21 protein-coding genes, 1 pseudogene and 1 riboswitch are annotated in these 21151 nt (G+C 40.8%); of the genes and pseudogenes, 5 read left to right on the top strand and 17 right to left on the bottom strand.

Annotation, left to right across the window (positions count from 1 at the left end):
* The first annotated feature begins 221 nt into the window (after positions 1 to 221).
* Genes V7Z64_RS04570 through V7Z64_RS04555 form a run of 4 tightly spaced genes read left to right on the top strand, consistent with a single transcriptional unit; the run spans position 222 to position 2601 of the window.
* Positions 222 to 1589 carry a globin-coupled sensor protein gene (locus tag V7Z64_RS04570; protein ID WP_334109475.1) on the top strand — a complete coding sequence of 456 codons (1368 nt, stop codon included), beginning with the start codon at positions 222 to 224 and terminating at the stop codon, positions 1587 to 1589.
* Between the two features lie 23 nt (positions 1590 to 1612).
* Positions 1613 to 1954 carry a hypothetical protein gene (locus tag V7Z64_RS04565; RefSeq protein WP_297990540.1) on the top strand — a complete coding sequence of 114 codons (342 nt, stop codon included), beginning with the start codon at positions 1613 to 1615 and terminating at the stop codon, positions 1952 to 1954.
* The gene (locus V7Z64_RS04560; protein WP_297990541.1) at positions 1920 to 2315 is read left to right on the top strand and encodes an ATP-binding protein; all 396 of its coding nucleotides are present in this window, start codon (positions 1920 to 1922) and stop codon (positions 2313 to 2315) included. Before V7Z64_RS04565 ends, V7Z64_RS04560 begins: the two co-directional genes overlap by 35 nt.
* A complete protein-coding gene (locus tag V7Z64_RS04555) occupies positions 2308 to 2601 on the top strand; it encodes an STAS domain-containing protein (protein WP_297990542.1) in 294 nt (97 codons plus the stop codon). Before V7Z64_RS04560 ends, V7Z64_RS04555 begins: the two co-directional genes overlap by 8 nt.
* A 20-nt stretch (positions 2602 to 2621) precedes the next feature.
* Here the strand turns inward: V7Z64_RS04555 and V7Z64_RS04550 are convergent, their stop codons facing one another.
* The 4 genes from V7Z64_RS04550 to thiM form a co-directional block, all read right to left on the bottom strand.
* Positions 2622 to 3758, bottom strand: coding sequence for a fused response regulator/phosphatase (locus V7Z64_RS04550; protein ID WP_297990543.1), 1137 nt, complete (start codon positions 3756 to 3758; stop codon positions 2622 to 2624).
* A gap of 97 nt (positions 3759 to 3855) precedes the next feature.
* On the bottom strand, positions 3856 to 4617 hold the full coding sequence (locus V7Z64_RS04545) for an enoyl-CoA hydratase (RefSeq protein WP_297990545.1): 762 nt from the start codon (positions 4615 to 4617) through the stop codon (positions 3856 to 3858).
* 117 nt (positions 4618 to 4734) lie between these two features.
* Positions 4735 to 5388 (bottom strand): thiamine phosphate synthase, encoded by a 654-nt coding sequence (thiE, locus tag V7Z64_RS04540; RefSeq protein ID WP_297990547.1) that lies wholly within the window; start codon positions 5386 to 5388, stop codon positions 4735 to 4737.
* A complete protein-coding gene (gene thiM, locus V7Z64_RS04535) occupies positions 5389 to 6180 on the bottom strand; it encodes a hydroxyethylthiazole kinase (protein WP_297990549.1) in 792 nt (263 codons plus the stop codon).
* A gap of 60 nt (positions 6181 to 6240) precedes the next feature.
* Positions 6241 to 6356, bottom strand: a riboswitch (TPP riboswitch).
* 162 nt (positions 6357 to 6518) lie between these two features.
* On the opposite strand from thiM, the pseudogene hcp reads away from it, so the two are divergent.
* Positions 6519 to 7807: pseudogene (gene hcp / locus V7Z64_RS04530) on the top strand (hydroxylamine reductase).
* Between the two features lie 32 nt (positions 7808 to 7839).
* On the opposite strand, the gene V7Z64_RS04525 reads toward hcp, so the two are convergent.
* From V7Z64_RS04525 to V7Z64_RS04465, 13 genes are all read right to left on the bottom strand, one after another.
* Positions 7840 to 8367 (bottom strand): thermonuclease family protein, encoded by a 528-nt coding sequence (locus V7Z64_RS04525; RefSeq protein WP_297990551.1) that lies wholly within the window; start codon positions 8365 to 8367, stop codon positions 7840 to 7842.
* Positions 8364 to 8990 carry a histidine phosphatase family protein gene (locus V7Z64_RS04520; RefSeq protein ID WP_297990552.1) on the bottom strand — a complete coding sequence of 209 codons (627 nt, stop codon included), beginning with the start codon at positions 8988 to 8990 and terminating at the stop codon, positions 8364 to 8366. Before V7Z64_RS04520 ends, V7Z64_RS04525 begins: the two co-directional genes overlap by 4 nt.
* 56 nt (positions 8991 to 9046) lie before the next feature.
* Positions 9047 to 9745: an ABC transporter ATP-binding protein gene (locus V7Z64_RS04515; protein ID WP_297990554.1), complete on the bottom strand. Its 699-nt coding sequence runs from the start codon at positions 9743 to 9745 to the stop codon at positions 9047 to 9049.
* Positions 9738 to 10547 carry an ABC transporter permease gene (locus tag V7Z64_RS04510; protein ID WP_297990555.1) on the bottom strand — a complete coding sequence of 270 codons (810 nt, stop codon included), beginning with the start codon at positions 10545 to 10547 and terminating at the stop codon, positions 9738 to 9740. Before V7Z64_RS04510 ends, V7Z64_RS04515 begins: the two co-directional genes overlap by 8 nt.
* A complete protein-coding gene (locus V7Z64_RS04505) occupies positions 10544 to 10993 on the bottom strand; it encodes a nitrous oxide reductase accessory protein NosL (RefSeq protein WP_297990557.1) in 450 nt (149 codons plus the stop codon). Before V7Z64_RS04505 ends, V7Z64_RS04510 begins: the two co-directional genes overlap by 4 nt.
* Positions 10990 to 12231 carry a right-handed parallel beta-helix repeat-containing protein gene (locus tag V7Z64_RS04500; protein ID WP_297990559.1) on the bottom strand — a complete coding sequence of 414 codons (1242 nt, stop codon included), beginning with the start codon at positions 12229 to 12231 and terminating at the stop codon, positions 10990 to 10992. The genes V7Z64_RS04505 and V7Z64_RS04500 overlap by 4 nt, the downstream gene beginning before the upstream one ends.
* A gap of 176 nt (positions 12232 to 12407) precedes the next feature.
* A complete protein-coding gene (locus V7Z64_RS04495) occupies positions 12408 to 14336 on the bottom strand; it encodes a putative bifunctional diguanylate cyclase/phosphodiesterase (RefSeq protein WP_297990561.1) in 1929 nt (642 codons plus the stop codon).
* Between the two features lie 115 nt (positions 14337 to 14451).
* Positions 14452 to 16515, bottom strand: coding sequence for a heavy metal translocating P-type ATPase (locus V7Z64_RS04490; protein ID WP_297990562.1), 2064 nt, complete (start codon positions 16513 to 16515; stop codon positions 14452 to 14454).
* 11 nt (positions 16516 to 16526) lie between these two features.
* On the bottom strand, positions 16527 to 16832 hold the full coding sequence (locus V7Z64_RS04485; RefSeq protein WP_003396004.1) for an ArsR/SmtB family transcription factor: 306 nt from the start codon (positions 16830 to 16832) through the stop codon (positions 16527 to 16529).
* A gap of 86 nt (positions 16833 to 16918) precedes the next feature.
* On the bottom strand, positions 16919 to 17638 hold the full coding sequence (locus V7Z64_RS04480) for an exonuclease domain-containing protein (RefSeq protein WP_297990564.1): 720 nt from the start codon (positions 17636 to 17638) through the stop codon (positions 16919 to 16921).
* A 3-nt stretch (positions 17639 to 17641) separates the two neighbouring features.
* Positions 17642 to 18676 (bottom strand): DUF294 nucleotidyltransferase-like domain-containing protein, encoded by a 1035-nt coding sequence (locus V7Z64_RS04475; protein WP_297990565.1) that lies wholly within the window; start codon positions 18674 to 18676, stop codon positions 17642 to 17644.
* 16 nt (positions 18677 to 18692) lie between these two features.
* Entirely contained in the window at positions 18693 to 19997 is a 1305-nt protein-coding gene (locus V7Z64_RS04470) for an ammonium transporter (protein WP_297990566.1), read from the bottom strand.
* Positions 19998 to 20153: 156 nt separating this feature from the next.
* A partial coding sequence (locus tag V7Z64_RS04465; RefSeq protein WP_334109463.1) for a hypothetical protein occupies positions 20154 to 21151 on the bottom strand: 998 nt, incomplete at its 5' end.

Genomic DNA, 21151 nt, shown 5'->3' with positions numbered 1-21151 from the left:
TCCTTTTTTTGTTTGGTTGTAAATTTATGTTAGTAAATTTGCTCATCTACAGTTGTTCACAAATATACATTCTACTCGATTCAATTGTATTCGACAAGCCGGAAAAATATTGTCATTTTTTGCGCTTCCCTCGGAAATAAAATAAAAATTTTCCTTCTTCTTTTCTTTGCACATGATATAATGTTTTGGGGGGATTTTTTATGAAAATTGGAGGGAATGCGATGTCAAAATGTCCGTTTCATGCTCTTTTTAATGAACGTGGAGCCATTCAACTTTTTCGCAAAAAGCACCAACAAGAAAAAGAAAATACAACTTCTCGCTCTCCTACCACTGCACATGTTGCTACATATTATCGCCAACTCGCCTCAAGCGATCGGAAGCAACAAATTGCTTTTGTCCAATTAACAGAAGAAGATGTACAGCAGCTCGCCTCCATTCGCCCGCTGTTTGCTAAACATGTGGAACGAATTGTCAATGCGTTTTACGATCAAGTTGGGCAAATGACGCATTTAAGAAAAATTATCGACCATCATTCTACAATTGATCGCTTAAAACAAACGTTACGCGCTTATTTGATGGATATGGTATCTGGAGAGATTGGCGAACAGTATGTCATTCGTCGAAAAGTAATCGGTAACGTCCATAACCGCATTGGGTTATTTCCAGAATGGTATTTAGGGGCTTATACGATCATTCAAAACGAAGTGCTTCACATATTGATGGAAGAGTTACCTCCGACAGAAGCAATGAACGTATATCGTTCGTTCGCTAAACTTTGTTCATTAGATATGCAAATTGCGATTGAAACGTATATTGAGACATATACATCCTCGATGATGAAAATGAACGAAATTGCAGAGCTACAGCATCGCCTAACGGAATCGTCTACAACGCTCGCTTCAAGTGCAGAAGAAACGACCGCTTCAATCTTTGAAGTGCAAAAAAATGTGCAAAGTATGTTGAACGAAGTCACGTCTATCCAACGTCAATCCGTTCAAATGACAGAGCGAGTCGAAAAAGGAAAAGAAGATGTGAAGCAAACATTAACAAAACTTGATAGTGTTGCGAAGTTAATTGAGGGAACAAAATCATTGACAAACGAACTAACAGATAGCTCTCGGAAAATTGGAGAAATTGTCAACGCGATTCGCAGCATTTCAAATCAAACAAATATTTTATCGTTAAATGCAAACATTGAAGCAGCAAGAGCCGGTGAACACGGTAAAGGATTTGCAGTCGTTGCCAATGAAGTGCGGAAATTAGCATCACAAACTGAGCAATCGCTTGACTACATTCAAAATCATATTGATGTTGTTCAACAAACGATTCGAAAATTTGAACATGCGTTCCAACAAATTGTAGAAGAAACACGAGCATTCCGACAAGCGAATGAAAGCATTATTCACATTTTTGATCAGTCCGTTACTGATGTGAAATTAACGAACAAAAAAATCGACCAATTCACTTCACTTATTGAACAGTTCCATCAAATGTTTGATGAAATTTCATCCGCTGCATCACAAATCGCAGAAATGGCGGAACAACTGAACGATTTAAACCAAGAACTGACTGACAAGTTCAATTCGTAAATGTTAAATGGAGGAAGAAACGAATGAAATCTCCACGACTAAAATACGAGCAACGAACGTTTACACATATCGATGAAATGGCAGAAACGTTACTTCACGAAATAAACGAACAGCTTATTCGCATCGACATGGGACTTCTCCAAAACGATGTGCAAACGCGCAATTACGCAAAATTTCGCCTTATGCATTTACAACGTTCATTTGGGGAGAACGTTCCACTTTCATTTCGTTCAACGTACAACTCGTTATGGAGCCAATTGTATCGTCTCGAGCATCAAGATCATTACAAGCACCCGTACATTCAACAACTTTTGATTCAGCTAAGAAACAATGATTCAAGCTCAAGTCAACGAAACAAATTATAGCACGATCATATCGGCGATGCTCGAGCAGTTAGACGATCATATTCAACTTGATGATATGCAAAAATATACGGTCCAACTTGTATTGTGGGAGCTTGTCACAAACGTCATTCGTCACTCTACAAAAAAATGCGCTACTGTACATATGTGCTGGTCAACTGAAATGATCGTTATTGAAGTGGCTGATGAGGGAGACGGATTTCAATGGGAGGAACAACTGAATGCCCCACTTCCTCACCCTGCCTACCAAGGAGGACGAGGACTGTTTCTTATCCAACAACTCGCTTCACATTTTTCATTTGATGAGAAAGGGAAGCATGCGATCGTCAAAATTGCGAGAAAAAAGGGGGAAAATCATGATTGATATTGTAAAGTATGATGACAAAATTGTTGTCTCTTTTCAGCAAGACATTAATTTTGAAACGTCGCGTGTTATGGAAGAGACGATTCAATCCCAGTCGTGGAATACATCTCATTTACAAATTGACTTATCATCTGTACGATTTATCGATAGTTCTGGCGTACGTTTGCTCATTAGTTGGTTGTATCCGTTGAAAGATCAAGTGCGTATTGAAATGACAGGCGTTTCTGCACCGATTAAACACATATTATCTATTTGTCAACTTGATCAAATGGTAAACATCAAATAAGCGATCTGTTAACAGATCGCTTATTTGATATGAATAGAGACGAACGTCATGTCGTCATCTCTTTTGCCATGTTGCGTTTGTTTTTTCATATTCTCTACCATATGTTCAAACGAGCGAGCGGTACGCATCGTATGCATAAGCTGATTGGAACAATCTTCGCCTAAAACTTCTATGAGTCCATCTGTATAAAGCGTAAGATAAGCATGGCGTTGAAAATGAATGCTCCCCTTTTTATATGGGGGGTTTGAAACGATGCCGATCGGAATGCCTCCTTCTTTTAACAATGCTGTTTTTTGATCGTCCATGAATATGGCAGGAGGATGTCCTGCATTGACATACTCGATGACTTTTGTTTTTATATCAATGGTTCCATAAAACGCTGTAAAGTAATATTTCGTTTCTTTCCCGAATAACTGGAATGCGTGGCGATTTAATTCATGTACAACAGTAAGTGGATCTGTCACCTTCGTCATTAAACCGTGTAATAGCGAGCGAATCGACGTGGCAACAAGCGCTGAAGCCACACCGTGTCCCATGACGTCGATGATGATAAAAGCATATAAATGTGGGCGAACTTGTTGCCAAAAATATAAATCGCCAGATAGCTGGGATGACGGAATATAATGACCGATAAAATGAACATCTTCATTATTCATTGGCTCTGGAAGCAATCCTTCTTGAACGAGACGCGCTACACGTAAATCTTCATTCATCTTTTTTTGCATCATCCACATATGACGATAACTTTCCATATATGCTTCATTCGTTCTTTTTAATTGATCCATCGTTTCTTTTTGACGATACGCTAACTGCACACGAGCAACAAGTTCGATCATTGTAAACGGCTTACGAATGTAATCAAACGCCCCCGCTTTAAATGCTTCTTCTAGCTTTTGTTCATCATCACATCCCGTGACCATCAACACTGGAACATGTTGGAGTTGCTCATGTTGTTTCAACCGTCGACACCATTCAATACCATTCGTTCCCGGCATGCAAATATCCATTAAAATAACATCTACATGTTGTGAAAGTACAAATGCGTACGCTTCATCTGCATGTTCGAACGGATAAATGGAGATATATTCAATATGCTCAAGCATCGCCTCCATCATTTCTAATGTCGGCATATAATCATCAATAATAACCACTTTCATTTTCGGCCGCCCTTTTCAACGTAATTTTCCTCTATTTCATTTATACACATCATACATTCAAAAAGGCTAGTACAAAAATGAAAGTTTCGCAAATTTCTTATTTCCCGCTAAAATGAGGATGGCGTTTTTCTAAAAAGGCTCGAATGCCTTCCTCGTGATCTTTTGTTTTGCGCATGTCTGCTTGATACACCGTTTCCATTTGCAACGTCTTTAACAATTGTTCTTCGCTTAAACGGGCGTATAACCGTTTTGTCGCAATCATAGCACGAATCGGTTTAGATAACCATTCACTCACTTTTTGTTGAACGGCTTGCTCATCTCCCATCTCATCAACGATCCCCATTTCATATGCTTCTTGTGCATTCATCACTTTTCCTTCCCATATGACTTGTTTAGACTTTACATCCCCAATTTTCCGTTTTAAAAAGAAATGCCCACCGCCATCTGGGACAAGCCCAATTCCAATAAAATTCATAGCAACACGGGCTTGCTCGTTTGCGATCACATAGTCACAAGCGAGGGCTAAACTAAATCCTAATCCGGCTGCGGCCCCATGCACATAACTGATCGTTAGTTTTGGTAATTGATGCAATGTAATAGCAATTTGTTTAATTGTGTCCATAACAGTTATGAATGAATGTTCATTCGCTGATTGCAACATCGTTTTAATGTCGCCGCCTGCGCTAAACGCTTTGCCACGCCCGCGAATGATGACGATATCCGCTTCGCTGTTTTCCACTTCTTTTAACGCCTGAAGCAATTCGAACAACATTTGCTCATGTAAAGCATTTAATGCATCAGGACGATTCAATTCGATCGTTGCTACCCGACCCTCATATGACAAAATAATATGCTCCATTCTCTCCATCTCCTCTCTCATTTGTTCGCTGTTTTCTTTCGACACACATCAATAAAATCCTGCAAAAAACAAAGCGAGTTTTACATACGATTGTTGTCACCATAAAAAAAGACGACATTACCCGTCGCCTCTTCGTTTCGCATGCATCACTGTCTCATATAAACGTTTTGTTTGTTCACAAATATGTTCCGCACGACAAATGGCAGAAATGACAGCAATTCCGTCTGCCCCCGCTTCAATGACTTGCCGTGCTGTTTGTTCTGTAATTCCGCCAATAGCAACGAGCGGAACGTGCTTTTCATAGGTGCGAATATGTTCAATCATCGCCAAACCACACGCCTGCTTTGCATCATCTTTTGAAACGGTCGGAAAAATAGGACCTAATCCAACATAATCAGCGTGAGCGGCAAGCGCTTGCTGCACTTCAGCGAGGTTGTGAACAGACACTCCTAAATATTTATCCCCTATTCGATCTCGAACACGCGCTGCCGCTTCATCATCTTGACCAACGTGAACACCATCTGCTTGTAAAGCAAGCGCTAAATCGACATCATCATTTACAATGAACGGAATGTTATGATCTTTGCATCGTTCAAACAATTTCTCAGCTAAACGATATTTTTCAAGCCCTGTCAGCGCCTTCTTTCCTTTTTCCCGAAACTGAAACATCGTAATTCTACCTTGAATCGCCTCATCAAGCACAGTGAGCGGATCTCTTGTACAATCGCCACTCCCCATAATAAAATATAGCGACAACATATGTTTCATCATTCATTCCCCTCGAATTCGCGCATATGTATCGACTTCTTCTGCCGTCGTCTCATATAAAGCATTTAAAAAGGCAAGTTGAAAAGCCCCAGGCGCTTTTGCATGTTTTGCTGCTTTTTCGGCTGCTACCCCGTAGTAAGCGAGCGCTGCGACAGATGACTCGATTACATTTTCCCCCACACTAGCAAACGCGCCTAACACCGCGCTTAACAAGCAGCCTGTCCCTGTCACTTTCGTCAACATTGCATCACCATTTGAAACGATCGTTACACGCTCCCCATCTGTCACAATATCATCTTTTCCAGTTACAACAACTGTGCAACGAAATGTACGCGCCGCTTTTTTCGCTACATGCACAAGATCGCCTTGAACGTCCCCTGCATCTACTCCTTTTGTATGCACTTGTTCCCCGGCAACGCTTGCGATTTCTGACGCATTTCCGCGCAAAATGGAAACGTTCACTTCTTGTAATATACGCTGCGCTGTTTTTGTACGGTATGCCGTTGCACCTGCTCCAACAGGATCAAAAATGACTGGAATGTTTACTTCATTCGCTGCCTTTCCAGCAATAATCATAGCTTCTACGTCTGTTTCATTTAATGTTCCGATGTTTAATACGAGAGCGCGAGCTAAACGAACCATATCACTTACTTCTTCTTTTGCATACGCCATGACAGGAGACGCTCCAACGGCAAGTAAACCATTGGCCACAAAATTGGTTACCACGACATTCGTCATATTATGTACGAGCGGCGATTGTTCCCTGACGAGCGTTAGCCATTGTCCAGCTTTCATCACTCATTCCCCCTTTAAAAAATAAAAAACTAGTCGGACAGAATTGACTAGTTTGTATTTACAAAACATAGCCTACTTCCCTCCGCTGGTATAAACCAGATCAGGTTCAAAGGGTTGGAAAACTGATTGCGCATTTTCCTCTCAGCCATCGCCATCCGGCACCCCTAGTAGTTTCGTTCATTCATTTCTCTTCATTTTAATACATTTTTCCTCGTCATTCAATATAAAACATTGTCAATTTTCGTTCACATTTTCGCATAAAGGTGTGATACATATCACTTACGCCGTTGTTATTTTTCCCTATTGTTAAAGTGTTAATAAGAAAAGGAGGGGTTTTCATGTTTTGTCATCAATGCGAACAAACACCAACAGGGGGATGCACGGTTGTCGGCGTCTGCGGAAAGGATGAAACGATTGCAAGCTTACAAGATACAATCGTATTTGCACTGAAAGGAATTGCTGCCTATCGCACACACGCTCACCAACTCGGATACACTGATCCATTTGTGGATACAACGACACATGAAGCGTTATATATGACGTTAACAAACTCTAATTTTAACGTACAAGAACATGTAGACATGGCCATGAAAGTCGGAAAAGCTGCGATTCGTGTGATGGAACTGCTCGACCGGGCACATACAGAAAGACTTGGCATTCCTCAACCTGTTCGTGTATCCCAAAATAAAATCGAAGGAAAATGTATTCTCGTTACGGGACATAACTTATTTGCACTTGAACAATTATTGAAGCAAACAGAAGGAAAAGGGATTAACATTTACACGCATTCCGAAATGCTACCAGCACACGGTTATCCGCAATTAAAAAAATATAAACATTTAAAAGGGAACGTCGGAAAAGCATGGTACGACCAACGTCGCCTATTCGGAAAATTCCCTGGTGCCATTTTAGCAACAACAAACTGCGTCATGCCGATTAAAGGTTCATACGCTGATCGCATGTTTTCATATGATGTAGCAGGATTAGAACATGTACAAAAATTGAAAACGATGATTTTACACCACTCATTGAGAAGGCGCTACAACTTCCAGAAGCGAATATCGAATCAGACGAAACGTTAGTTACTGGCTTCCATCACGAAACAGTTATTCAAATCGCACCGGAGATTATTCAAGCTGTAAAAGAAGGAAAAATTCAGCGCTTTTTCGTGATCGCAGGCTGTGACGCTCCTGGGAAAGGTGGTGAATATTATCGCTCCCTAGCGACATCTTTGCCAGACAACACTGTTATCTTAACAACGTCTTGCGGAAAGTTCCGCTTTAACGATGTCGATTATGGTGTTGTTCCTGGCACAAACATTCCACGGTACATTGACTTAGGACAATGCAACAACTCGATTTCAACAGTGAAAATTGCGATGGCGCTTGCGGAGGCGTTTGAATGTGAAGTGAACGAATTGCCTGTTAGCATCGTCCTCTCATGGTTCGAACAAAAAGCGGTTGCTATTTTGCTCGGATTGTTTAGTTTAGGTATTCAAGATATTCGAATTGGACCAAAAGCACCCCATTTCGTTTCTGAAGGTGTATTGCACGTATTGCAAGAAATGTTCGGTCTTAAACTGATTGGCGATGTCGAAGAGGATATGCAAGCTATGTTAGCACACTAAAAGGGCTGACCTCTCCAGCCCTCTCTTTATATTCACGAAGCTTCATCCAACCACACGCTCATATTAAACCCTTTTTCCGTTACGTAGCCATCAACGCTCCATATTCGTTTTTTCGCTTTTTTCGCTTGCTCTTGCGCACGATACAATCGCTCCACATATTTCGTATCAGGTTCAAATACATAAGCTACACGCGCAAGCCCTTCTTTTACAATTAATTCTTGATACAATGTTTGTTCATCTATCCATATGTACGCAAGCAGTCGACCGTAACGATCGTACGGAGAGGGCTTCTCGCTCAATTCAACAATCACTCGTTGATGAAGAAGAACGTCTTTAGCAAATTGTTTTGCCTCCTCACCGTATGCTTGTTTTTCACGATACGTTTCCGGCGTATCAATATTTAATAGACGGACTGTTACTAATTCTCCATCCTTTTTTATTTTTACGGTATCTCCGTCAATGACATGTTGTACTGTCGCAACAAAAGTTGTTCCTTTATTTTGTTGCGTGCAACCACCGATAAAGAACATTGTAACAACAACAATCATCCATTTCTTCATGAGTACATCTTCTCGCCTTCAAGATGTGAGATATCCGATTCACTTTCAATCTTCCAACCCTTTCCGTCGAACGAAACAATTGTAACGCTCGTTCCATATACGCGGCTATTTTCCCATAGCTGGGCGATCGTTTGCTGTTTCCAATAGACGAGAAGCGTACGAATGACCATGCCGTGCGTAACAACGAGAATACGACCTTCCCGATGGCTTTCAGCAATATGATGAATAGCGGCAACAGCGCGTTGCTGTACATCTAGAAACGTTTCGCCGACGCTCGGATGGTATGCGTTTGGTTCATGATAAAAGTGATAATGATTTCGCTCGTCCGTTTGAGCAATTTCTGCAATCGTTTTTCCTTCCCACCATCCTAAATGAATTTCGCGCAATCGCTCATCAAAATATAATGGGACATCACGTTGCCCTAAAACAATTTGTGCTGTTTCTTTTGTCCGATCACTCGGACTACAATATGCCGCTACAAACGGAATCGCGCACAACCGGTAATGTAAAAGCGACGCATGTCTTTTCCCTGTTTCCGTTAAGGGAGAATCTTTCCATCCTTGCATTCGTTGTTGTGCATTCCACTCTGTCTCCCCGTGACGAATGACATACAATGTTAACATCTAAGCCCCTCCTTCGAATAAACGAAAAAAAGCAAGCAACGATTGCTTACTTTTCATTATGTCATACGTTGTGAAATTTGCGCAAAAAATATAGACTCTAACGATTTTTCATGTTGACAAAGCTTAGAAACAGACTCATATATAAGCATCTGGCCTTGATGGATAAAGGCGACAGTATCCGCAATTTCTTCTACAATTGATAGCATATGCGTTGAAAAAATGATCGCTTTTCCCTTTTCTTTTTCGGCTTGAATCAATCGTTTAAATTCCAATACCCAGTATGGATCTAAGCCGTTTGTCGGTTCGTCTAAAATAAGGAGTGGAGCATCAGCTAAAAGCGCTTGCGCAAAAGCAAGGCGCTGTTGCATTCCTTTTGAATACGTCTTCACTTGTTTATGCTGGTCATTCGTTAACCCAACAAGCTCTAAACATTGTTTCACACGCTCGACAGTTGCTCCTTGCCATCGGCCGAATAGAGATAATACTTCATAGCCAGTTAAAAGCGGGGGAAACTGCAGATGATCGGGCATGAAAGAAAACCATCGTTTGTCATCATTTTGAACGGGCTTCCCGTTAACAAATATATGACCTCTCGTTTTAGGAAGCTGTCCGATCAACATTTTAATAATCGTACTTTTTCCTGCACCGTTGCCACCGCATAACGCTAGACATTGTCCTGGTTGAATAGAAAAAGAAATATTTTCTACTTTATTTTGCTCGTTATATATTTTCGTCAACTGTTTCACTTCAAGCATGTTGTTTCCCTCGTTTCATCCATACGTTCATGAAAAGTAATGGAACAATTACCCATATACACGCGATTACAGCGAACGTAAATTGTCCACTTGTACTTTCTGCCCATGTTGACCATTCATATAGTTGCGGTCCGAACAATGCACTGCTTTTCATTGCTGCCACTGTCCAAACACGCATCAGCTCAACTGGATTCAATATGATCGATAGCCCAAATAATAAGATTGTCCACTGTTTCGGGGCGACTGACAACAACGCTAATACGATAAATTCATAAAACAAAACGAAAAATGCCCAAACAAACAAGCTCACACCGAGTGCTTGCAAACGATTAGAGGCAATAAGCCCAATCCATAAAGCAATAGCTAAAAAAATGCTCGTCAATATGATTGTTAATACAAATGAAAGGAAAAAAAATGTTGACCATGTTCCTCCCGTCACAAAAAGAACGATGCTTGCACTTCCGTATCCAAATGCAATCACTGTCCATAACGATATGCAACTACCTACATATAACCCAAGCGTCAACGAACGAATAGAAATCGGATATGTTTGGATAAGCGCTAACCGACCGTCCTCTTTTTCTCCCGCAATAAATAAACTGCCTGCTAATAATGAAACAAGGGGAACAAGTAAAAGAGACAAGTTTAATAATGCAGCCGTCGAACGTGTAAATCCTCCTGTAGCTTCGTGTCCGCTGCCAGCGATGACGGCTGATGATAAAAGCGCAAATAAGACAGCAAAACTAACGAGCCATTTACTACGAATCATCATCATCCATTGATATTTCATTGCTGTATTCATTGTTCAAATCCCCACCGATGTTGTTTTAGTTGTTCATATGTCCATAACTGCCCTTGTCCTTCTTGCTCCATATACGCTTTTGCATTTTGTTCATTTGCAAATGAAACGACGCCATAGCTCATCGGTGTCCAATAAGTTGCATTGTACACGTAAACGGCTTGTTCAAGCTCAACCCATTCCCCATTTGTTACATCACGAACATATAGCTTAGCTATATCATCATCGTTTTGTTGATTCATCCACTCCATCATGCAACCGATATCGTCAAATTTATACACCGTTCCATCTTTTAAAATCGCCTCTGTTGCATATTGTTCTGCTGCTATACTCATATTGCAAACCATACACACATCTATGTCCGGATTGATTTCTTCCGGTTCATATGTGTTCTTTCCACTACATGCGACAAGAAAGCATGCGAATAATAAAGTCGCGATTTTTTTCATTTCATTGTTCTCCTCCCATATTCAAGCATAGTCAAACTGCTTAACAATAAGATGGTTCCAAACATCAACAGTTTCCATGACCATTTTTTTCGTTCGTTTTGCCTATCAGGAATATCCATTAACGGAAATGGGTCTTCGCCCTGTGCTTGTGCTTGCGTAAAAAACGACTCCGTTGTATCAAGAAGCGCTAACGCAGGGCTTTGAAAATAAAATTGCACACTTGGCCATCGTTGTAATAATCGGCTATACATGGAACGAATACGATGAGGGGCATCTCCAATACCGTCGTCGTTCCAATCGTAAAAACGATACGTATCCCAATAGTTCCCCTTTTCCCCATAATTAAATACGATAGGTGCACCTTGAATAAGGGCATCTTCCATATTTCCTAAAAATTGATTTTCTACAACGATGGCATCTTTATTTTCATATAAGCTGTGTAGCGCTCGATAGTTATTTATAAATTCATTAGCCCTTATTTCACATTGGCGTGCATTTTGTAACGATAAAGCTGTATTATTATGACGCAACGTATTATTGCGCATCACGACATGTTCACTATCATAAATAAGCACTCCATATCCGCGATAGTCGAGTTGTTTAGCAATGGTGTTGCGCTCAATTGTAAACTGCTTTGACATCATCATCATAATCCCATTAATATTTTCGATCATTACATTTTCTTTCGCTATTCCGCCTTCGGCATACATCAAATGGATAGCATAACGAGAAGCTGTTATTTCATTTTTCTTTATCACTGTTTGCTTAGCCCAATCTAAATAAATGCCGTCTTGCACACGTGAAATATGATTGTCGCGTATAGCGACATGCTTTGTCTTCAACAGGTGAATACCGTTTCCGCGTTGAGCAAAGTGAACATCACGACCTTGAATAACGTTATTTACAATGTTTATGTTCATTCCGTTCTCTACATAAATACCGTAATGAGTGTCTTCAATACGAACATTTTTCAACGTGACATGTGAGCTTTCTTTAACGAACACACCCGCTCCCTTTCCGTATCCACTTTGACGAATCGTCATTCCTTCTACATGAACATGGGAAGCACGAATGGCAACGACGTATTCACTTCCCTCCCCATCAATCACTACTCCAGGCTCAGCAATGAGGCGGATCGACTTATCAATAGTGATCGGTCCTTTATATACGCCTTGCTTTATGATTAGTACATCGCCATCATTTGCCCCATCAATCGCTTGCTGCAAATGTTTATGCACTACTATTTCCTCTCCATATACTGTTTTGGCAGACAAAAGTGTAAACATACATATAACTATAAAACATAAGCGGTACATGTTCATTCATTCCTTGTTTTCATCGTTTATACGTCCACATTAATGCAAAATTGTGAAGAAAAAAGAAAATATATGTGAACAAAAAGTGAAAAGAGGCGTCAATGAAGCGCCTCTTTCGTCTCGTTATGTTGTTCTAGCCATTGGAGCAGCTTTTCTGCTTCTAACGACTGACTAAAGTAAAATCCTTGGGCAAAATCACAGTCCATTTTTTGTAACAATGATACTTGATCGTCACGCTCTACCCCTTCAGCGAGCACTTGTAAATCCAAACTTTTCGCCAAATGAATAATCGTATCAACAATTGTCGCATCTTTTGAATTATCTGTAATATCTCGAATGAATGAACGATCAATTTTTAATAGCGAAACAGGCAAATTGCGAATGTAAGCAAGCGATGAAAAACCTGTACCAAAATCATCAATTGCCACTTGAACTCCTAGCTGCTTTAATTGTGTTAAAATATGCTTTCCTGTTTCGATATTTTCCATCAATCCACTTTCTGTTATTTCTAAAATTAAGTGTGTCGGTGGAAACTGTGTTTCTTGCAAAATATTTTTTACGTGCATCACAAATTGTTTTCGATTGAGTAAAAATGGCGATAAATTCACCGCGAGCTTTAACGTCGGAAAATGATGTTGCCATTGTTTTACCTGTTGGCACGCCTCTTTTAACACCCAAGTCGTAATTTCAAAAATAAACCCATTTTTCTCGGCAATCGGAATAAACTCTAGTGGGGAGATTGCCCCGAGCGTTGGATGCGTCCAACGCATAAGCGCCTCAACTCCCATGATCGCTTTGCTACCTAGCGACACTTTCGGTTGATAACATAAATAAAACTGATTATTTAGCAACGCCAGCGGTAACTCTTGTTCGATCATCGTTTTCCGATTTTGTTGCGGATGATAAAAATGATATCCTTTCCCTCGTTCTTTCGCATAGCAAAGCGCTTGATCGGCTTGCTTCAACAACGCATCTAACTCTTGACCATCTTGCGGAAAAAACGTAACTCCAACGGAAAGGCTAGATTGAATGACATGCTCTTTATATCGGAACGGCTCGACAAATGCTTGTAACAAATGTTCCATGCGTGCAACAATCGTTTCTTTATGCGCGTCATGTAACACGATTATAAACTCATCCCCACCGATCCGAGCAAAAAAATCTTCTTGCTGCAAATGTTGCTGAATGCGACGAACAGCTTCTTGTAAAAAGAAATCCCCCGCTTGATACGAAAAACGGTCGTTAATCCATTTAATTTTATCAAAATCAATATAACATAATGCAAATGGTTGCTTTTTTTGAATCAAATGTTGTACATACGTTTCAAAATAAAAGCGGTTCGGAATGTCCGTTAACGAATCAAAATTTTTTAATTTCACAAGTGCTTCCTCGCAACATTTCCACTTCGTAATATCTTTGGCAACAACAACTACATGTTCAATGGCATTATGTTCATTTAACAATGGATGTGCATGCATATGAATCCATATGAAGTGCCCTTCCCTCGTTCGCCATCGACATTCAACCGTTGTTTCTTTCTCTTTTGTCGCGTAGATTGTATGGAGCTTCTCCATAAGAAGCGGGATGTCGTCGTCATGAACATAAGAAAACAATTCATGTCTACAAACCTCTTCATCGTATTTCAATACATATTGGGCAGTTGGGGAAACGTATGTGATCTCGCCCTCCGCTGACAAAATAAACATAAATTCCGATGCGAGCGAAGCCATTGAAGAAGCAAGTCGCACATCCATAAACGGCTCATATTGGTATGTAACGACAATGGCTTGCAACACTTCTTCTTTGTTATACAAGGCCGTTGCTTGTACATATACATCTTTTTGTTCATTTTTTCCCTTCACCATTGCGTACGAAGAGACGCGACCATGTTTTGCTTCCTGAATAAACCTTTCCATTAGCCCGCGATCAAAAACTTGATGATAAAAATGTCGAAAAAAATGTTCATCTGCTCCTAAAAGCTTTCCATTTGGAGCAATAACAGCGATTGCTTGCATAGTTTTATTCATCCTCTTTGTTGTTAAAGTTCTACTTTCATTTTCACTAAAAATAGAGAAAAAATCAACAACGTTTCTAACATTTCTGAATAATATCCTTTTTTTACAAAAAGGCGCACAACTTGAATTAAGTTGTGCGCCTTTCCCATAAAATGAGCAAACTAAATAAGCTAACAAAAATAGTTGCTCCCATATCAGATAAAATAGCAATCCATAACGTTAGCCAACCTGGAATCGTTAATAATAACGCGATCGCTTTTAATCCGAGTGCTATTGCGATATTCAGTCGAATGGTTCGATTCACCTTTCTAGCAATAGTGATCGCTTCTGGCAATTTTTCAAGGTGATCTTGCATGAGAACGACATCAGCTGTTTCGATTGCGCTATCTGTCCCTTTCCCCATGGCGATGCCAACATGTGCATGGGCAAGTGCCGGTGCGTCATTCATTCCGTCTCCTACCATAGCTACAGTATCGTTTTTCATTAGCTCTTTGATTTTCTCTACTTTTTGCTCGGGGAGCAGTTGGGCAAACGTATTTGTAACTCCTACTTGTTCAGCCACTTGCCGTGCTATTTTTTCGTGATCTCCTGTTAATATCACCGTGCGGCGAATACCGATCCGATGCAGCTGTTGAATGACTTCTTTACTTTCCTCACGTATTTCATCTGCAATACCAAATAAACCGAGTATACGGTGTTGATCCGCTACAAAAACAATCGTCCGTCCTCTGTTTTTTAGCTTCTCGGCATCTTTTTCAATTTGTTTCGAAAGATATTGTCCATCAACCATTCGCTCGTTTCCAATACGATACCACTTTCCACCTACTTCTCCTTCTATTCCACTTCCTGCGTGCGTCTTAATTTGCCCCGGTTGATTATATGCAATATCATGTTGCTTTGCTTTTTTGATGATCGCTTGAGCTAGCGGATGAGAAGAAACACTTTCTAGAGATGCTGCAATATGAAGCAGCTCATGTTCATCGATATATGCAATGACGTCCGTAACATGAGGCTTTCCTTTTGTAATCGTTCCTGTTTTATCAAAAGCGACGGTACGTACACGACCGAGCGTTTCGAGATGAACACCGCCTTTCACGAGCACACCTTTTCTCGCGTTGCGCGTCATACCAGCTAACAAGGCAATAGGTGAAGATAAAATAAGTGCGCATGGACAACCGACAATTAAAACGGCTAAACCTTGATATAATGAATCATGCCAAGGCACACTAAACCATAAAGGTGGAATCGTCATGACTAATAATGAAACAATCATAATGAACGGCGTATAATATTTGGCAAAACGATGAATGAACAATTCCAGCGGCGTTTTCGCCTCCTGTGCTTCCTGTACGAGACGCAATATTTTTGACAAAGAGCTATCTTTATATTGTTTTGTAATTTGAACGTGCAACATTCCTTCATTGTTTACACTTCCACCGTACACGTTCATCCCTATTTCTTTTTCAATCGGCATCGATTCACCTGTAATCGCTGCTTCATTGACAGAACTTTTCCCTTGAACGACTATACCATCTGACGGGATTTTTTCACCAGGACGAACAAGTACAACATCTCCAACTTGTAACGAATCAACTGAAACGACACGCATTTGTCCGTTAAATATGACGAGCGCTTCTTTTGGAGCTTGTTGCAACAGTGTTTGGAGTGAACGGCGTGCCCTTTCCATACCTAGTCCTTCTAAATATTCGTTAATACCAAATAAAATGGCAACGACAGTCGCTTCTTTCCATTCTCCAATCCCAAACGCCCCAATGAGTGCAATCGTCATTAACGTATCCATATTAAAACGAAAACGAATAATATTTTTCAACCCTTTAATGAACGTTTTATATCCACTAAGTGCTGTTGCAATGATGTAAACAACAACAGCCCCGTTACCTATGTTCAAGCGCTCAAATAACAAAGCTAAAATAAAAAGAAAAATAGATGTACCAATGAAATAGAGAAGCGGATTTCGCCTTCTGGACGACTGTTCGTCGTCTTCTATATATGCTCCATCCGTCGCCAAAATCGCGCGTACTTTTGCTAGATCGACGTGCTCATTTATATACAATGTTCCACTCGTGTAGCTTAACGTCGCTCCTTCCCCATAAGGAAGTGACTGAATTTGCTCTTCTAATGCTCGTGCACAATTCGCACACGTTAACCCTTTCACTTGATACTCCTTCACTTCATTCCCTCCTAATGATCACGCGCATGACGAATCGTCTGCTCAAGAATGTGCAACACATGCTCATCGTCGTGCGAATAATATAATGTCGTTCCTTCCCTTCGGTACTTCACAAGACGTAAATTTTTTAAAAATCGAAGTTGGTGAGATACAGTTGATTGTAAAAGTGACAAGCGATTCGCAATTTCTGTTACTGAAAACTCACCCGATGAGAGTAAATGTAAAATGCGGATACGCGTTGGGTCGCTTAATGCTTTAAATGTTTGAGATACGATAAACAGCGTTTCTTCATCTAAAGGCTCATACCGTTGGTCCATCGAATTCCCCTCTTTCAATATATGAATATATGTTCATACAAGTTAATGAAATTGTATAATTTTTCATAAAAAAAGTCAACATTCTTTTAAGAACATTGACTAAGCAGCGCATACAGGTCATGCAATGTATCGATTTTCATCTGATGCAATTCGACAAAAATCCGCTTCCAAATCTCAAATAAACTTACAACATCTCCTAGTGCTGTGTGACGGTTCATAGGGGACAAACCGTAAAAAGAAAGGGCGTCATCAAGCGTTGGGAATGTGTCGTGATGGATACATTCCATTATTCTTCTCATTTCGATCGCTGTTTGTTGTAGAGATGTACGGTAATTTCGTGATAAAAATTCATTCAAAAATGCAATATCATGCTGAATATGATAACCAAGTAAAATACTACGATTCAAAAAAGGAAGAATGCGATGCATCTCTTGTTGTAGCGACGGGGCATCGGCCACATCTTCATTCGTCATACCAGTAAGTATAACAATTTGTTCTGGAATGCGTCGTTTCGGGCGAAAGTGAGAGCAATACAAATCTAACGCTTCCCCCCTTTTTGTTTTTAAAGCTGCCAATGAAAAAATTTCGTCTCCTCTTTGCGGAGAAAACCCTGTCGTCTCTGTATCTAACAAAGTAAATATAACGTCAGAAAGTGGGGTGTCGAGCGAATACGTATGCTTTCTTGCTTCCCGCATCGTTTTCCGAATCCATACCTCTTGTTGAAAAGCTGAACCGACCGCTGTCGCTTGATCACGTCGAAGTCCAAGCGATAACAGACGATTCATCCATTGAAACGAACGCTCCATCGCTTACACCCACTTTCTCGCAGCACGCTGCACCTTTTTGGCTACAGCCATCGCTTTCTTTAATTGTTTTTTCTCTTCCTTCGATAAATGTTGCATCAACAAATAATTTTTCTCTCCTTCAAGTGAACAGCGCAAACGAAAATATAAAAACGTCCGAAACGCCTCGTCTATACGTTCAAATAACTTTGTTGAACAACCGTTTTTAGCATACCAACACGCTAATCGCTCAAGGGTAGACATTGAATGAATAAATTGTTTCCGAACGGCAATCCACTTCAATATATGACTTAATTGAACATATCCTCCTTGCTTTATACCAATCATTCCACTTTGTGTTCCCCATCGTTCTACGTACACGCGACGAAAAGGGCCAATGGGCACGGGAGGCGTATGAATACTGTCAACGATGCGATGACGTAAAGAAACGGTCGTTGTCATTTTGTTATATAAAGCCTCTTTTAATTGGGTAACTAAAGATGGTTCCCCATAAATTGGACGCATATCAACTAACATGGACAAATAACGAATATCATCTATATGCTCGTTTTGTACATATTTTTGAATTTGCTCGTTCCAATCTTTCTTCTCTTTCAGCCATCTCTCATTCGTCGCCATCACATGTCCTGTGCAATACGGATAGCCAACTTCATTCAAAAAAAGAACACCAATGCGTGCATACTCGCGCATATATGCATAACAATCCTCTTTTTCGCTACTTAAACAAGAAAAAATGACTCCGTTGTCTTGATCTGACCAGACAGTCGCTTCCCTCCGTCCGCTACTTCCCATGACAAACCAGCAAAAAGAAGCTGGCTTTCTCCCTATTCCCATTCGATCAACTTCTCGCTCAGCCAGCAACAATGCTTGTTTCATTAATACATCATGGCATGTACTAAGCGCATCATATATTTCAAGCATGCGCTGAAAAGAGAGGGGAAAAGAAGAGAGAACGAAAGCAACTTCATCGTGAAGTTGCTTTAGTTCTTTCGTACTACTGCATTGTTCTACGCGAACGATAATCGTTTCCAAATGATTCATCACATCACCATCTTTATTAAGAACGAGTTAACATCGTTGTTTGTTGGTAGGTTGGATCTAAATGTTCCGGATACCCGTACGAACCATGTTCGCTAATATCAAGTCCCGAAATTTCTTGTTCAGGCGTCACACGCAAACCAATCGTCTTTTTCAAAGTGAACAAGATGATAAACGAAACAACTGCCACGTATACAGCCGCTCCTAAAACCCCTACCGTCTGAACAATGAGTTGATCAAATCCCCCACCATAAAACAATCCTGCTTTTCCAATTCCCGTTATTTCAACGAGGCGCGGCGATGCGAAAAAGCCAGTCGAAATCGTACCGACAATTCCGGCGATACCATGAACAGAGAATGCGTAAATCGGGTCGTCAATTCCTTTTCGTTCAAAATATACGGACGTCCAAAATGTAAATGATCCTGCTACTGCCCCGATCACAGCTGCCGCCCACGGTTCAACGAATGCACATGCAGCTGTGATGGCAACAAGTGCGGCTAATACACCGTTTACCATCGCCGGGATATCCGCCTTGCCAACGAGCCATTTGGCTGTCAAAATGGAGGCAATCGCCCCAGCCGCAGCAGCAATATTTGTCGTTAATGCAACATAGCCAAAAAATCCGTCTGCTGTCCCCATCGTACTTCCCGCGTTAAAGCCAAACCAACCGACCCATAAAACAAACCCACCGATAACGGTATATACTTGGTTATGTCCTGGAATGAAGTTAGGTGTACCGTCTTTGTTAAACTTACCGATGCGTGGACCTAATAACATCGTTGCGATTAATGCAGCAATTGCTCCTTGTAAGTGAACAACGGTAGAACCCGCAAAGTCTTGCATCCCCATTTCACCGAGCCATCCACCACCCCATACCCAATGGCCGATAACAGGATAAATGGCAACAGTAAAAATGGCTCCGAAAATAAAGTAAACAGATAGTTTCGCTCGCTCGGCGAATCCTCCCCATGCAATTGCTAAAGAGACACCAACAAAAGCGAGTTGAAATAAAAATTTCAGTTCAAGTGGCACATTCGCCCACGAAAGAGAAGAAAACGTCTCTTTTCCTTCCTTCAAAAACCACCCTTCCGTTCCAATCAACCCATTTCCTTTCCCGAATGTAATCGCAAAACCTGCCGCCCAAAATGCAAGCGAAGCGATCGCAAAACTTAATATTTGCTTTCCAGCGACATGACCAGCGTTTTTCATTCGCGTCGATCCCGCTTCTAACAAAGCAAATCCGACTTGCATTCCAATAACTAAAATCGCCCCTAACATCACCCAAAGTGAATCAATTGCCAAACTCAACTGTACCTCATTCATTCTCATCTCTCCTTCATGTCATTTTTTATAACATTTATGGTTATAATATATTACATAAACAAAAAGAAATGCAACAGTTTTTTGAAAATTTTTTATTATAATGTTACTTTTCATCACATAAAAAGAGAGTGCCTCGTTGGAGACACTCTTTTACACTTAAATAAGAAACATCGCTACAATTGTCGTTGCAATTAAACCTGTAATAACCGGCACAACATTTCGTCTTGCTAATTCGAATGGACTGACACCACAAATGGCTGCTGCTGGAATGAGCGCCCAAGGGACTAGCGTTCCACCCCCAACCCAAATGGCCGCAATTTGACCAAGTGCTGTTAGAGTGGCAACTCCTGTACCGATCGCTATTGCAAATAAATTCGCAATGGAGCCGACAAGGGAAATACCCGAAAATCCAGATCCATCCAATCCGGTAATAGCTCCTACCCCTACTAACGTAACTGCTCCTACTTCTTTGCTTAACGGAACAACTGTCGATAAGGCAACACCTAAATCATTGACAATACCGTGCGATTGTTTTGGTAAAAAATCCCCCACGATCGTTTGAAATCCTGAATCCCCTAAATAAAAGAAAGCGGCAATTGGAATAACTGGACCGAACACTTTAAAACCAAATTGAAATCCTTGAATCAATAAGTCTGTAATTTGTTCTAAACTCTTCTTCTTATATGCTGTAACTGAAAGAAGAGATAAAATAAAAATTGCTGTTCCTCCAATTAATGCAGTTGCATCTCCCCCTTGCAATTGAAAATAATACATCGCGACAACGTCCAATCCGAACAGCATAGGAATGAGAAACGCGAATGCGACTTTCATCCGCTTCGTTAATAGATGGGATTGCACTTCATTTTCTTGAATGGCGACTACTTTACCTTGTTGAATGTTTCCTCTTTTCATGTCGCGGCGCAATAAGAAAAATGCCGTTGTTACTGTGACGATTCCCATAATGAAGACGAGCGGGACACTTGCTGAAATAACTTCAGACACCGGAATACCTGCTGCATCCGCCGTTAGTTTCGGTGCCCCTTGAATAACGAAATCACCTGATAGTGCAATACCGTGGCCAAACAAATTCATCGCCATTGCCACCCCTAGTGCCGGGAGGCCTACACGCACAGCAACCGGCAACAATACCGCTC

Origin of the sequence: Anoxybacillus sp., assembly GCF_036834105.1 — a bacterium.
Lineage (GTDB): Bacteria > Bacillota > Bacilli > Bacillales > Anoxybacillaceae > Anoxybacillus.
Note: the sequence above shows the minus strand (reverse complement) of the source record. Positions and strands in the feature narration are given on the sequence as shown.